Annotated in this window: 13 protein-coding genes and 1 CRISPR repeat array; of the genes, 10 read left to right on the top strand and 3 right to left on the bottom strand. The window is 67.2% G+C overall.

What is annotated here, in order from left to right:
• The 3 genes from ACFFR3_RS22140 to ACFFR3_RS22125 all read right to left on the bottom strand — a co-directional run.
• On the bottom strand, nucleotides 1-522 hold a 522-nt coding region (locus ACFFR3_RS22140), incomplete at its 3' end, for a transposase (RefSeq protein WP_379483769.1).
• Nucleotides 523-660: 138 nt separating this feature from the next.
• Nucleotides 661-956: a CRISPR direct-repeat array (repeat unit 30 nt; unit sequence GTCGCTCATCACCCCTGGAGGGATCGCAAC).
• A 178-nt stretch (nucleotides 957-1,134) separates the two neighbouring features.
• A complete protein-coding gene (ribD, locus tag ACFFR3_RS50260) occupies nucleotides 1,135-1,983 on the bottom strand; it encodes a bifunctional diaminohydroxyphosphoribosylaminopyrimidine deaminase/5-amino-6-(5-phosphoribosylamino)uracil reductase RibD (protein WP_446686052.1) in 849 nt (282 codons plus the stop codon).
• Between the two features lie 26 nt (nucleotides 1,984-2,009).
• Nucleotides 2,010-3,227 (bottom strand): helix-turn-helix domain-containing protein, encoded by a 1,218-nt coding sequence (locus tag ACFFR3_RS22125; protein ID WP_345408504.1) that lies wholly within the window; start codon nucleotides 3,225-3,227, stop codon nucleotides 2,010-2,012.
• Between the two features lie 314 nt (nucleotides 3,228-3,541).
• Here ACFFR3_RS22125 and ACFFR3_RS22120 point away from each other — a divergent pair, with 314 nt between their 5' ends.
• The 10 genes from ACFFR3_RS22120 (at nucleotide 3,542) to ACFFR3_RS22075 (ending at nucleotide 14,093) form a co-directional block, all read left to right on the top strand.
• Nucleotides 3,542-4,369 carry an SAM-dependent methyltransferase gene (locus tag ACFFR3_RS22120; protein WP_379483770.1) on the top strand — a complete coding sequence of 276 codons (828 nt, stop codon included), beginning with the start codon at nucleotides 3,542-3,544 and terminating at the stop codon, nucleotides 4,367-4,369.
• Nucleotides 4,366-4,677: a hypothetical protein gene (locus ACFFR3_RS22115; RefSeq protein ID WP_345408502.1), complete on the top strand. Its 312-nt coding sequence runs from the start codon at nucleotides 4,366-4,368 to the stop codon at nucleotides 4,675-4,677. Before ACFFR3_RS22120 ends, ACFFR3_RS22115 begins: the two co-directional genes overlap by 4 nt.
• A gap of 159 nt (nucleotides 4,678-4,836) precedes the next feature.
• The gene (locus ACFFR3_RS22110) at nucleotides 4,837-5,007 is read left to right on the top strand and encodes a hypothetical protein (protein ID WP_379483767.1); all 171 of its coding nucleotides are present in this window, start codon (nucleotides 4,837-4,839) and stop codon (nucleotides 5,005-5,007) included.
• Between the two features lie 269 nt (nucleotides 5,008-5,276).
• On the top strand, nucleotides 5,277-6,281 hold the full coding sequence (locus tag ACFFR3_RS22105) for an ABC transporter substrate-binding protein (RefSeq protein ID WP_379483766.1): 1,005 nt from the start codon (nucleotides 5,277-5,279) through the stop codon (nucleotides 6,279-6,281).
• Nucleotides 6,278-7,372, top strand: coding sequence for a methyltransferase (locus ACFFR3_RS22100; protein WP_345408496.1), 1,095 nt, complete (start codon nucleotides 6,278-6,280; stop codon nucleotides 7,370-7,372). The genes ACFFR3_RS22105 and ACFFR3_RS22100 overlap by 4 nt, the downstream gene beginning before the upstream one ends.
• A gap of 84 nt (nucleotides 7,373-7,456) precedes the next feature.
• Nucleotides 7,457-8,350, top strand: a complete 894-nt coding sequence (locus ACFFR3_RS22095; protein ID WP_379483765.1) for a M48 family metalloprotease — start codon at nucleotides 7,457-7,459, stop codon at nucleotides 8,348-8,350.
• Between the two features lie 101 nt (nucleotides 8,351-8,451).
• Nucleotides 8,452-9,690: a methyltransferase, FxLD system gene (fxlM, locus tag ACFFR3_RS22090; protein WP_345408492.1), complete on the top strand. Its 1,239-nt coding sequence runs from the start codon at nucleotides 8,452-8,454 to the stop codon at nucleotides 9,688-9,690.
• Between the two features lie 72 nt (nucleotides 9,691-9,762).
• Complete coding sequence (locus ACFFR3_RS22085; RefSeq protein WP_345408490.1) at nucleotides 9,763-9,948, top strand: hypothetical protein; 186 nt, start codon at nucleotides 9,763-9,765, stop codon at nucleotides 9,946-9,948.
• Between the two features lie 42 nt (nucleotides 9,949-9,990).
• Nucleotides 9,991-12,831: a lantibiotic dehydratase gene (locus ACFFR3_RS22080; protein ID WP_379483764.1), complete on the top strand. Its 2,841-nt coding sequence runs from the start codon at nucleotides 9,991-9,993 to the stop codon at nucleotides 12,829-12,831.
• On the top strand, nucleotides 12,828-14,093 hold the full coding sequence (locus ACFFR3_RS22075) for a lanthionine synthetase C family protein (protein ID WP_379483763.1): 1,266 nt from the start codon (nucleotides 12,828-12,830) through the stop codon (nucleotides 14,091-14,093). Before ACFFR3_RS22080 ends, ACFFR3_RS22075 begins: the two co-directional genes overlap by 4 nt.
• Nucleotides 14,094-14,240 lie beyond the last annotated feature (147 nt).

Genomic DNA, 14,240 nt, shown 5'->3' with positions numbered 1-14,240 from the left:
GCGCACCTTCTGCGTCAAAGCGTCCAGCCAGACGAAGGTGTACGGGCCGGCGTCCAGCGCGCGGGTGCGGAACGCCTCCACCTGCTCATCCAGCGCCTTGGCCATCTGTGAGACCTGGCTCTTGGAGATGTGCTTGATGCCGAGCTGCTCGACCAGCTTGTCGACGCGCCGGGTGGAGACGCCGAGCAGATAGGACGTGGCCACGACGCTGATCAGCGCCTGCTCGGCCCGGCGGCGTCGCTCCAGCAGCCAGTCCGGGTAGTACGAGCCTTGGCGCAGCTTCGGGATCGCCAGCTCGATCGTCCCCGCGCGGGTGTCCCACTCACGCAGCCGGTAGCCGTTACGCGAGTTGGTGCGCTCGTCGCTGCGCCGGCCGTAGGCGGCCCCGCACAGGCTGTCGGCCTCGGCCGACATCAACGTCTCGGCCATGGTCTTCACCATGGATCGCAACATGTCCGGGTCACCGGTCTCGATCTGCTGCGCCAGCCACCGCTCAGGCGTCACACTGTTGTCCGCGGTCATCGCCGTTCTCCTTCTTGGAATCGTTGCTACGAAGGATCACGCGATGACCGTTCTCATTTCACGACGCCACACCTGCTGACCAGGTCAAACTCGTACACCACTTCCGTGGACGCAACCCACGATTCGCAAGGCGTTCGAGTCGCTCATCACCCCTGGAGGGATCGCAACAGTACGGCCATCTGCCGCCGCACCTGCAGGCGGTGTCCAGTCGCTCATCACCCCTGGAGGGATCGCAACTGGCCTGCCGGCCGTGCCGCCCCTCCTCCCGTCCGTCGCTCATCACCCCTGGAGGGATCGCAACGCGTGCTCGAGGTGGCCGCCGAGGACCTCGGGCTCGCCTGTCGCTCATCACCCCTGGAGGGATCGCAACGCTATATCCGGGCGGTGGACCGGTGGCGCGACAAGTCGCTCATCACCCCTGGAGGGATCGCAACTTGAGCTGCCCGATTACGGCCTTGCGCGCGAGGCCGCCGGTCGCTCATCACCCTGGAGGGATCGCAACATGCGCGCGCCCGTCGTCCCCGACCGCAGGTAGAAGTCGCTCATCACCCCTGGAGGGATCGCAACGCCGGCCTCATCCCCCTCGGCTACGGCGACGAGCCTGGTCGCTCATCACCCCTGGAGGGATCGCAGCGCAGGGCACCGCTGAGCATGAACCAACACGTGGTCCTGCAGCCGATGAACGGCCGCAATACGGAAGTCGACGGGGAACAATTGCGCGTCCGGCGGGAAGTCAGCACGCTCGGGCAAACGAAGATGAAGTTCGTCAACGAGGCCTGCTGCGGCGTACTGCTCGGCGAATCCTCGTTCACCGACTACGAGCAGAGACCGAACCCCCGACGCGTAGAGAGTCCGCAGCGTTTTTTCTGGATCGTCCTGCGGCAGTTCGTCAGGCAGGACGAATGCTTCGCCGTGCCCGCCGAGCGCTCCCTCCCGCAACTGTCCGTCCGGGCCCAACACGGCGTCGTAACACCGTACGTCGAGGGATGGCTCCTTGCGATCGTCCTCGGTGCCAGCGCTATACGCCCACGTCACAAAGGGCATACCTCGGGTCAGCGCGGTCAGCCAGGAGTGCAGCACCAGTTCGGCTTCGTCTTCTAGAACCCCCACCTCAACGTCGACCCCCGCCTGGCGCAGCGCGGCCACACCGCCCTCGCCTCGCGACGTGGGATCAATTACCGCAACCACCACTCGCGCGATACCGGCCTCGATCAGCAGCGCTCGGCAGGCAGGAGCGCGACCCACATGATTGCAGGGCTCCAGCGTCACCACCGCTGTACCGCCACGCGCCTCCGGGCCGGCCGCTGCCAAAGCATTGCCCTCCGCGTGGGCCTCACCCTTACGACGGTGAAAGCCCTCGCCGACCACGCGACCGTCCTCGTCGAGGATCACACAGCCTACAGAGGGATTCGGGCTCGTCGTGCCGAGCCCCAGTGCCGACAGGGCGATCGCACGCCGCATCGCCGTGATTTCTATGTCGGATGCCATCAGACCGCAGACGTAGCGTCGAGCTCAGCCAGGAATTCAGCGACCGGTTCGAGGTGAGCGTGACGTGCAAGCCGATGCGCAACCGAGGTGACCATGGAGAGAATTCTGGTCGATCCGCTGTCTTGGGCAATAGTCAGAGCTTGAACGGCCGCAGATGCAGCGGCCTCCGGCTGGCGTTCCGCAGCCAAAGCGATCGACAGGCCGGCGTGCGCCAGGCCGCGGTCCCGCTGATACGTTGGCGAGAGATTCTTGATCGCGGAGTCGAACGCCTGCACCGCGCGCCTCGGGTGACCCAATGCCAGCCAGACCCGGCCGCGCTGCAACTCCACGTAGGCGGGCGTACAGAAAGAGCCGTGCCCCAACCGTGCGTCTCCGGCGTCATCGGTTGTCGCATACTCCCGCGCGCGATCAAGCAGGTCGTGAGATGCAACCTCGGCCCCATCGAGTGCCAGCCCGTGTGCCTGCTGCTGCAGAATCGCAGGCAACATCGGATCAGCGACGTCTCCCTGTTCCCGGCGAGCCGCCTCGGCAAGGCCGACCACCTCGGCGCCGTTGCCCTGGGACTGCGCCTGCTGGCTGCGCCGGAACAAGGTCCATGCCACCATCGGCCGGTCGCCGGCCTCCAGCGCCCATTCCATCGCATGTCCCGTCCAAAGACGGCTCGCCGTCAGATTTCCCGCGTCTTCATACAGCCACGCCGCGGACTCGGCGTACAGCGCGGCAAGGCGAAGGGCGTCATCGCGAAGGGGTGGACGGACGTGGCGAAGCAATGACGTCAAGATGGTGAGCTGCGTGCAAACGCCGCCCAGAGCATGCCTCGGTCCCAGTAGGTTGTCCGTCCGCACCAGCGCGTGCCACTGCTCGCCCAAATGCGCGAGAAGTTCCTCGGTATGGCCAGCCGATAGGCGCTGCATCCGGCGATCCACCAGAGGATCCACGATGGGTACGGGCAGCGCCGGAGGGTCGGACTGAGCTGGCGTCCTCGCACTTCGTGCTTCGGGCCGCTCAGCCGCGCGTTTCGGCACCAGCGGCACCAGTTCTCCATTGGCGTCCAACGCTGCTTCCAGTTGCTGCGCCAGTGGCACGGAGGGGCGTTTCACATCATTAGCGACTTTGGAGAGGTATCCGGCGTCGTAGTGGGTGGCCTTGGCCAGCCCGCGCAACGAGACACCACGTTCCTCTATCAGCGCTCGCATCTTCTCGCCAAAGGTCGTCATCGCCTGCCCGCGCATTCGAAACCATATTGACCGAGTTTGACCGCTGTTGCCTGTTGACCGATGTTGCCCACGACCGAAGGGCAACGGCCAACATCTCCCACAGTAACTGCATACAGCGATTCCATGACTCAAGAAGCAGATCGCGCCACCAGACCTCTCGGCGCTGATTCTCCTGAGAACTAAGTCGGCCCCGGCCCGGTGGGCAAACACCGGGGGCTCCGGGGCCTTGATCAGGAATCGAGGTCCTGACCCATGGGAAAGCGTAGAGCCGCTTCCGGCCAAACGCCTACACATCGACGGGAGGCAGGGTGCTGATGTCCGACCGCTCCACGCGGGAACTCTTCACCAGCCCGTCGCCCGCCCGCGTCTACAACGCGCTCACCGGTGGAAAAGACAACCTTGCCTACGACCGGGACGTGGTGGACACCATGCTGCAGACCGCCGGCGGACTCCGCGCCGCGGCGAGGGCTCATATCGAGTTCGTGGCACGAGCTACGCGCGTCGTCGCCGAAGCCGGTATCCGGCAGTGGCTGAACCTCGGCTGCGGACTGCCGCCCGAGGGGTTCGGGGCCACCTACGACACGGTGGCCGAGTTCCATCCGGACGCCCGCGTGGTGTACGTGGACCACGACCCGCACGTCACCGTTCACGGCCGGGCATTGCTCGAGGTGTCGGCCGCGACGGGTGTAGTCGAGGCGGACGCCCGTCACGTGGACGAAGTCCTCGGCCATGAAGAAGCCGACCTGCTCAACCGCAACAAGCCCGTGGGGATCCTCGCTACGGCGCTGGCCCACTTCTGGCCGGATTCATGCGACCCGGCTGCCATCCTGCGCCGCTACATAGAGGCCTTCCCCTCCGGCTACCTGATCTTCAGCCACGCCCGGAGCGACCTCCTCGACCCCGAGGAACTCGAGCAGCTGACCGCGGCTTACAGGCCGGCCGCCAGCATCTACGCGCGCCCCCTGAAGGTGATCAGTTCGTTCCTCGACGGCCTGGAGCTCCTGGAACCCGGCCTGGTCGAGGCATCGGAATGGCGGCCGGACAGCCCCATCCCGTACGACGTCGGCCGAGCCCACTTCGTCGTCGCGGTGGGGCGCTTCGACTCCGACGCCGGTTTCCACCCCATCCGGGAGGTCGCATGAGCCGGAGCCTGATCGTCGACCCCGCGCTGGGCCGCTGGTGGGCGGCCAGAATCGAGCAGGAGGTGGGCCACTGGTGGCTGATCGTATGGGCGACCCACGGTCAGCACTTCGCCGCCTTCTACCGAGGGCATTGGGACAAGCAGGGCGGAGTCTGCCGTACGGGCCGGACACCACACGAGCTGTGGGCCCGCATGCGTGAGGTCCAGCAGGAGGGGCGGCGGCAGGCCATGGCCGCACACGTCACGGTCCCTCCCGTGCTCAGCGAGCAGCTTCCCGAGTCCCTCCTCTCGAGGGCGGGCCAACCATGACACGTCACCAGCAGACCCGGCTCGGCGGCCTTCCCCCCGGCGGCTTCCACGTCTCGCAACGAACCCAGCGCACTCGTCTGGAGGAGTGGAGCAGCCCACATTCTGCGCTTCCGTTCGAGCGCGCACAACGCGCCACAGTCCAGGCGAAAGGCCACTTCCATGAACGCCCTCTACTACGCCCACCTGAACCTCGAAATGCGGAAGGCGGCCGTACCCGAATCACCGGTCACCGCCGACGAGACCGAGCCGCTCGACACCACACCGCCGACATCCGAGGGAAGCGGTGAGCAACAGCAGGACGGCAGAGCAGACCCGCTTCGGCCCCCGTGACACTGCCGGCAGCTCACGAGCGGCTTCGCTCACGGATACCAGCGTGACGTGACCTTCCGCGGCACACGTCCTACCCCGTCGCACGCTGTGCCGCATCCTCGGGAGCCAAGCCCGGCTCCCACATGGCCGCGAGGCAGGGCCGGCCGCACACTTGCACCTGCCTCGCGGCCCCACCCAAAAGCGATACCCGAGACGGCGTCACGCGGCCAAGGCGACCGCGAGCACGCCCACCGCCCGACCAACCCATCAACCGAAGAAACCAGCCATCCATGCACCTATTACCCATAGCGATCATCACGTTGCTCCTCGCAGCCATGGCGGCCTGCGGGGGAACAACCACCGAAAGCGAGCAACAAGGCCGCGCCCTCACCACCATCAAGGTCGGAATCATGACCATCCCGGACTGCGCCACCGTCCCCGTAGCCCAACAACGCAAATACTTCGAAGCGGAGGGCCTGCGCGTGGAGACGGTGACCGTCCAAGGCGGCGGCATCGCCCTGCCCATGCTGAAGAGCGGCGCCCTGCACTTCTCGATCATGAACCACGTCGCCGCCATCCAGGACGAGGCCCGCGAACCCGGCACGATCAAACTCGTCACGGACGCCTATCAAGCGGCACCGGGCGCGTTCGTGCTCATGGTCCCCAAGGACAGCCCCATAGACACCGTCGGTGACCTGCGAGGCAAGCACGTCTCGGTGCTGACACTCAACTCGGTCGGCACCCTCACCCTGGACGCCGCACTCAAAGTCCACGGCCTCACTAACAAGGACGTACAGGTGTCGGAAATGAAGGTGACCGACATGATCAACGCCCTCGAGAGCAAACGCATCGACGCGGCATGGATGACCGAGCCCTTCATCACCGCCTTCGCGATCCGAGGCGGCCGCAAGATCGCCGACATGATGCAAGGCCAGACCGCGGACCTGCCCATCGCCGGATGGGCCACTTCCGGGGACTTCGCCAAGAACAACCCCGGCACCGTCCGCGCGTTCCAGCGAGCCATGCTCCGCGCCCAGAACGACGTCGCCGACGACCGGCAACTCGTCACCGACATCCTGCCCACCTACACCAAGATCGACAAGCAGGCCGCCGCCAACATCGTGCTCGGCACCTTCCCCGTCGGCCTCGCCCGCAGCAGGCTCCAGCGAGTCGTTGACCTCATGGTGGAGTACGGCTACATCCAGAACGGTGCTGTCAACGTGGACAACCTGCTGATATCCGAGCCAGCCGCGTCGCTCTCACCCCTCGACCAGACTCAGCAGGAGCCCCGATGACCACCACAGACCAGCCTACGCCCCTGCCCCAGCGGCACCGATCAACCGCCGTCCCCGCCCACCAGCTCGACGACCTCGACATCCCTCCGGCCGCACTCGTCCAGTTCATGATGGACGCCGTACCGGACTTCATGGCCCTGCACGCCGCGGTCGAACTCGACATCTTCGAGCTCCTGGCCAAGGCCGAACTCACCAGCGAGGAACTGGCCGACGCCTGCGAGGCCGACCCGGCGGCCATGCGCCGGCTGATGCGCTGGCTGCACAGCCGCGACTTCGTCTCCAGCTACGGCGAGCGCTACCAGCTGACCGAACTCGGTCAGATCCTCACCGCCGCCGCCCAGCCGTCCATGCGGCACGCGGTCCTCGTCACCGGATCCCCCTACTGGTGGGAGGCGACCGGCGGCCTGACCGAGGTCATCCGCTGCGGCCATCCCACCTGGCCGGGCAACGGCCTGTATGACCACCTCGCCCGCGATCCCGAGCTGGGTGCCGCGTTCGACATGTTCATGGACGCCCGCAGCAGCGCCCTCGGTCAGGACTTGGCCGCGCTCGACGACTACGCAACAGTACGTACGATCGCCGACCTCGGAGGGGGCCTCGGGGGAGTGCTCGCCACCATCCTGACCGCACACCCGCATCTGCACGGCGTCCTCGCCGACCGCCACGACGTCCTGGCCCGCGCCCACGACCGGCTGACCTGCGCAGGGCTGGCCGACCGGGTCGAGCTGGCCCCCGGCGATCTGTTCGACACCGTCCCCGACGGCGCACAGATCTACCTGCTGTCATCGGTCTGCCACAACTTCCCCGACCAGCAGGTCACCACCCTGTTCAACAAGATCGCCGAGGCCATGACGAGCTCCGGCGACGACGCCGAGCTGTGGATCGTCGAAGGCATGCTGCCGAGACTGCCCGGCGCCCGCAGCCGCTGGTACAGCACTGACATGCGCATGCTCGCGCTGTTCCCCGGCGACGGAGTACGCATCTCCGACGACTACTACCGCCTGATAGGCCAGGCCGGGCTCCGCGTCCGCAAGATCAAGCCACTGCCCTGCGGCCAGACCCTCATGATCGCCCGATTGGCACATAAGTGACCAGCCGTGCATTAAGGCCTCCGGAGGAGCCGACAAGCCGCGCTCTCCGATCGATCCTCGAAACAAGAAAGCCTCTCCTCGCCCATGCTCAGAAAGCCGCGCACGTTCACGCAGCTTGGCGACCAGCTCGCCTGCAACGCAGAGAACCCCGCGCTCAGGACGATCCAAGTGCTCCTGCCGCTGCCGATCTTCGCGGTCGGAGCCGTCCTCAGCTTCGCGTTCGGGCCCTACATCCCCCTGGGCCTCCAGGTCGGCCTGCTGCTCTTCGGCTTCATCCGTATGCCGAGAATTCGACGAGACAGCGCCACCGCCGTCGCCTGGGACGACGCCGAAGCCTACAAGCGCGACACCCTGCCGGCCCTGCCCAGTCCGGCCGCCGGATTCGTCCGCTCCACCTTCACCTCCATCGAGAAGCTCGGCTACGTCCCCTACCTGTATCGGGCGGAATGCCGCTGCGGCAGCCCGGACATCGACGTGTGCAGGTGCCCCATGCGGTGGTCGGCGGCCGCCTCGACCTACCCGGGAACCAAGAACGTCGTGATCGTCGCCGGCGACCAGCTCATCGACCGGCAGGACTCGGTGCTCGCTTTCGTCCTCGCCCATGAGCGAGGCCACCTACAGCACCGACGGGCATTCTGGCTGCGCATGACCATCGCCACCGAAGGGGCCATGGTGGCCGGGATCTTCACCCCCACCGCTCTTCTCGTACCGGTGGCGGCCGCTCTGCTGCTGCTTCACCTCCTGTGGGGATGGGCCGCCGAGATCGCCTGCGATCGGGGAGCCGCCCGGCTGCACGGGGCCGCCGCGGACCTCTACTGGGGGCTCACCCGACGTCCATCGGCTCGGCGGCGAGCTTCGCAGCCGTGGTGGCAGCGGGTTTTGTGGCCGGTCGCGCGACGCACCCACCCGCCGGCATGGCTGCGCGCACACCTGTGCCGCCGCACCCACGTCCGCACGCTCGCACAAGGAATGCCGTGACGACGCTCCGCTGGAGTCGCGGCCCACCGGTCATCTGCCGGGCCGATCAACACCAGCGATTTGCAAGAGACGAGGAGACCCAAGTGAGTACGCTCCGCCCGGTGGACAACACCGAACGTGAGGACGGCGATGCAGGACGTGCCTTCCGTGATGCAATGGTCGACAAGCTGCGCGACTGGGGAGGTGCCGGCACGCCGTCCGTCGAGGCCGCGATGCGTGCCGTACCAAGACACGTTTTCGTCCCCGAGGCGTCGCTGGAGCAGGCATACGCAAACGACTCGGTCGTCACCCACCGAGACCAGAACGGAAGGGCCATCAGCTCCGCGTCGGCCCCGGGAGTGGTCGCCTCGATGCTGGAACAACTCGACGTCCAACCCGGCCACGGAATCCTGGAGATAGGCGCGGGAACCGGCTACAACGCCGCACTGCTCGCCGAGCTGGCCGGACCACGGGGACAGGTGACGACGGTCGACATCGGAGCCGACATCGTGGCCGGAGCCCGGCGCCACCTGGCCGTGGCGGGCTACGACCGTGTGCAGGTCGTCCACGGGGACGGCGCCGCCGGACATCCTGAGAACGCACCCTACGACCGGATCATCGTCACCGCCGGCGCGTGGGACGTGCCGCCCGCGTGGCGCCAGCAGCTCGCCCCGGGCGGACGCCTGGTTGTACCGCTGCGTATACGCGGTGTCACCCGGTCGGTGGCATTGACACTCGACGGCGACGTATGGCGAAGCGAGTCCATCAATGAATGCGGGTTCATGCCCATGCGGGGGCCTTCGGCGGTGGGGGAGACCACCCTCGAGCTCGGTGAGGGTAGCGGCGTCTGGCTACGTGTCGACGACGGGCAGCCGATCGACGCGGACACGTTCGCCACCGCCCTGGCCGACGCGCCGGCTCTGGCCTGGTCAGGGGTGGTGGTGCCGTGGACCGCCACAGCGGTGACGCACCTGGACTTCTGGCTGAACGGCGCGGAGCCTATGTGCCGGGTCCTCGTGTCGGACCAGGCTCGAGAGGCGGGGCTGGTCGAGCCCATCTATCCCTGGGGCAGCATGGGCTGCTACATCGACGACGGCACCTTCGCGTACCTGATCCGCCGCCCCGCACCCAACGACACTGGCCAGGAGACGGTCGAGCTGGGAGCGTGCGCCTACGGACCCGGCAGGGAGCGATTGGCCGATGAAGTCGCCGACCGAGTTCGTACCTGGGGCGCGGCCCGGGCCTGCGGCGACCTCGACAAGCTCCGGATCGAAGTGCACCCCAAGGACAGCGTCGATGACTCGACCGCCTTGATCGCCGCGACCAAGACGCACAGCAAGGTGATCGTGACCAGTGGCTGACGCCGCACGCACGCCCATCAGAAACTCCCTTCACCGCCTGGTGCTGGGACAACCACCACGACTGGAGGTCGTATGAGTTCCGCAACCCGTACACCGACGCTCGACCCGACCACCCAAACCGAGCCGCTCGACGTGTCCAATCTGTTCGATCTGGAAGTTCAGGTGGGGCCGACCTACGAACTGCCCGACAAGCTGGCATCCGGGGACTGCACCGACGACGGCTGCACCGCAAGCTGCGCGAGCTGCGGCTGCAGCTGACCCGCAGCCCACGACCATGCCCCCAGAGGGAGGAGTAGGAACATGGCGCAGGTCTTCATCCCGTTTTCCGCCGCCCCTGCGCTGGCGCGAATCCCACTCCTCCCTCTGGCCGACACCGCCGGACCAGACGAACCGGTGGAACCGCTGGTCCGCGAGGGCATGTTCCTCGCTTCCCGGCAGGCATTCGCTCTCGCCGCCGCGGCCCCACCGCGGGGTCGCGGCCGTGAGACGGTACGCAGCTACACGATCCGAGCCCGGACTCGGCCCACCCCACACGGCGTGTTCGCCGGCGTCGCCGCCGCGTTCTTCTCCGACTCCGGTTACGACGTGACCATGGGCGGCCGCCATCAGGCACGCAGCGCCCCCGACCCCGGCTGGCTCGCCGCGATAGCCGACCATTTCGTAACCAATCCGGACGTTCTATCGCGGCTCACCCTGTTTGCTAACAATCTGGTTGTCTATCGCGGTGAACGGCTCGAACGCGAAAAACCGGCAGAACCTGGCACCACCGGAGTACAGCGGGTCACCGTCCGCGCGACCGCCGCCACCAACCTGATCATGGAAGTGTGCGCCCGAGGAGCCACCGGCCGCGACGTACTCGACGCCCTCACCCGCACCTGGCCCGGAACACTTGAGGACACGACCCGCGGCATGGTCCTGCAAGTCGTACGGCACGGCTTCCTGCTGACCGACCTGACCCCCGACAGCAACAACGACGACGCCCTCGGACATCTCCTCACCAAACTCCCACCCGGCAGTGCGCTCCGAGACGAACTGACATCCATCCGCCAACACCTCACCGATGCCGACACCCAACCACCAGGCTCGCCGCAACGCCTCACCATGCTGACCGCCGCCCGGGAAACCGCCGACCGGCTCAACCACCAGAAGCGGCCCATCCGCGTCGACGTAGCCGCCGACGCCCACCTGACCCTGCCCGCCCACCTCGCGCGGGAAGCGGCCGACGCTGCAGGAGTCCTGTGGCGCATCGGCAGCGGCCCCGACCCGTTGGCCGGCTTCCACGACCGGTTCCTGCATCGGTACGGGCGACACCGCTTCGTCCCACTGCTCGACGCACTCGACCCCGTAATCGGGATCAGCGCCGAAATAACCGACACGCCGCCTGAAATGCCGCCGGCTTCGACGCGTATCCTCGCCTCACTGATCACACGCCGCACCGAGGTCGAGCTGGACCCAGCAACTGTAGAGGCGCTGGCCGCGGCGAACCGCACCGAGTCCGCGCTGCCGCCACGAACCGCCGAAATCTACGTACGGGTCTTCGCCAACTCACCGCAGGACGCCGCTGCCGGACGGCTGCGCCTGGCGGTGACTCCCGCTGGCGGCACCCAGGAGGCGGGATCGACCTTCGGCCGATTCGCCTCGCTCCTACCCGAGCTGAAAATGAACGACAAGGACGAGCACGCGGTGGTCGCGGAACTGGTGGTCCAGGCTCGTACGCCATCCGGCGCGACACTCGCCCCGCCTACAGGGTTCGCGGCACATCGCATCCCGCTCGGCGTCCCGACCCGCCCCGGCGACTTACAGCCCGAAGATCTCCTGCTGGTATCCGACGGACAGCGCCTCCTGCTCTGGTCCTCCACCCTGGACCGGCACGTCATCCCGGTACTGTTTTCCCGCCTGTCATCCCGCCTGCTCCCACCTCTCGCCCAGTTCCTACGACAGCTCGGCCTGCACACATGTCGCCCCTGGCGGACATGGTCATGGGGACCGCTCGCCGCGCTGCCGTACCTCCCACGCGTCCGCTACAAATCGACGATTCTCGCCCCCGCCCGCTGGACCCTGCCACCCGCAGTAACCACCGCCTCCGCAGCCGACTGGGATGCCGCCCTGGACGCCTGGCGGACCTCGACGAATCCCAGCCCGCCCGACATCGTCGTCATCACCGAACACGACCGCGCCCTCCCCGTGGACCTGCGCCGAACCGACGACCGAGCACTGCTGCGCCGCTACATCAACCGAGGTGGAACGGCCGTCACCGAGGAGTCCGGCGGCCCCACTGCCGTCCAAGGCATCGTGACAGGGCCGGCCGGACCGCACGCCCTGGAACTCGTCGTACCGCTCACGCGAGCACACACACCACCACCCCTGCCACGGCTCCTCGCAACGTCTCGACGCCCTGATCAGGGCCTGCACCTGCCCGGCGGCCAATGGCTCTCCCTGGTGATCCGCACCCCCGCAACCTGCCAGGACGAGGTCCTCACCCGCCTCGCCGCCATCTACCACGATGACGGCCGATGGTTCTGGCTGCGGTACGCCGACCACACCGGCCCTCACCTGCGAGTCCGCTTCCACGGTGACCTCAAACACCTGAATGGCCACGTCCTGCCCACCATGAACGATTTCGTCAACAATCTCATCCACCATCGCCTGGCCAGCGGCATGTCCGTCGAGCCGTACGACCAAGAGATCGAACGTTACGGAGGCAGCCTCGAGGCCATGCAAGCAGCCGAAGACATATTCGCAGCCGACTCCCAGCTCGTCCTGACAACCCTGACCACCAAAGCGAACTCCGACCAGCGAATCGTCGCCGCAGCCGTATCCGCAGCAGCGATCACCCGCGCACTAACCGACGGCGCCCCTGAAGCGCTCGCCGGTCACCACGTCGACCGACACCTCCGCCGCAAGATAGCCGAACTACGGCCCTCCACCCGAGCGGCAGCCAAACTGCCACCCGCCGACCCCACATGGACAGCCCGGGAAAAGGCCCTGACCGCCTACCGAGATGTACTGCCCCCAGAGCGACGCGTCTCCTGCGCCTCATCACTGATCCACATGCACCACAACCGGATACTCGGCACCACCACCCCAGAGCCGCTGATCAGAGCACTCGCCGTCGACCTGCTCTTCTCGAACAGCCCATGAACACCACCCAGACCCAGGCCGCCAACCAGGCACTCACCATCGCCGAACGCCTCCTCAACCCCCAAACCGTCCTCGCCGCAACCCCCGAACGGCCCGCAACGTGCCTGCAAAGCCTCGCCGGCACAGCACTCCTCCACGCCCGCCTCAGCCACACCGACCCGCAATTCGAAAAGGCAGCCCACACCCACTGGTCAACCGCCGCAACCTACGCTCCCCGACACGCCGCTCCCGGCGTGTTCGCCGCCCCAGGAGGCATGGCGGCCTCAATGATCCTCGCCGAGGCCTATCTCACCGACCCCGAACCGCACCGGCCGGCCGTCCACCAAGCCGTCCGCTGGCTATCGGACCAGGCAACCATCAAAGCCGCCACCCACCACGACCGCCTACGCCACGGCCCCACCCCACCGACCTGGGATGTCTACGACACCATCACCGGCCTCGCAGGCATAGGCCGCATCCTGCTCGCCGCCCTCACGAACAGACACCACCACGCCGAACCAGGACTGAACGCCGCACTGACCACCCTCACCACCCTCATCAACACCCCGGCCAGCCGAACCCGCCCCGGCTGGTGGCTACCCGCAGAAGGCCACCCCTCGAGCACTGGTGTCCCACCCTCAGGTGTAGCCGAGACCGGCATGGCCCACGGCATCGCCGGCCCTATGGCCCTGCTGTCCATCGCCTCATCCGCCGGTTGGGAAGTAAACGGCCAGGCCGCTGCGATCCGCGCCGCCGCGCGCTGGCTCGTCACTTGGCGAACCCCGGACACCACGACCTGGCCGCCCTACATCACCGGACACGAACTCGACAGCGGACCGCCCACTCTGACGCCAGCGCCGGGACGACGCGACGCCTGGTGCTACGGCGCCCCCGGCATCGGACGAGCCCTCACCCTCGCCGGCCACGCCCTATCGGACCCGCACCTGACCCAGGCCGGCGACCTCGCCATCGCCTCCCTGGCCAGCCGCCCGGCCAACCTATGGGACACCGAGGGCCTCACCCTGTGCCATGGCAGCTCCGGGGTTCTTCAATGTGCCTCAACTCGCCAATCGACCACCGCCGATGCTGCGGCGGCGACAGCCGTATCGGCGTTCGACGGTTCGAATCTGTTCGCCGTACGACACGTTAGGGAAGGGACGGTGCCCGATGATCCTGGCCTGCTGACTGGGGTGGCCGGGGTAGCTCTCGCTCTCGCCGATCTCGGCACCTTACCAACCCCCACGACGACCACTCAGTGGGACGCTGTCTTGCTTCTATCCTAGAATGCGCGTCAGTTAGTCCAAAGGGTCATATCCGGACCGGCCGAACGGACGGCAGGCGATTCTGAAGTGGCTTACTTCATTGCGCGGTTTGACCTGGTTACTGTCTATTGGACGGCCCACGGTCCCCTCCTCTAGAAGCTCGGAATT

The organism is Nonomuraea salmonea, from assembly GCF_042428605.1.
Lineage (GTDB): Bacteria > Actinomycetota > Actinomycetes > Streptosporangiales > Streptosporangiaceae > Nonomuraea > Nonomuraea salmonea.
This window is presented reverse-complemented; position numbering and strand designations above follow the sequence as displayed.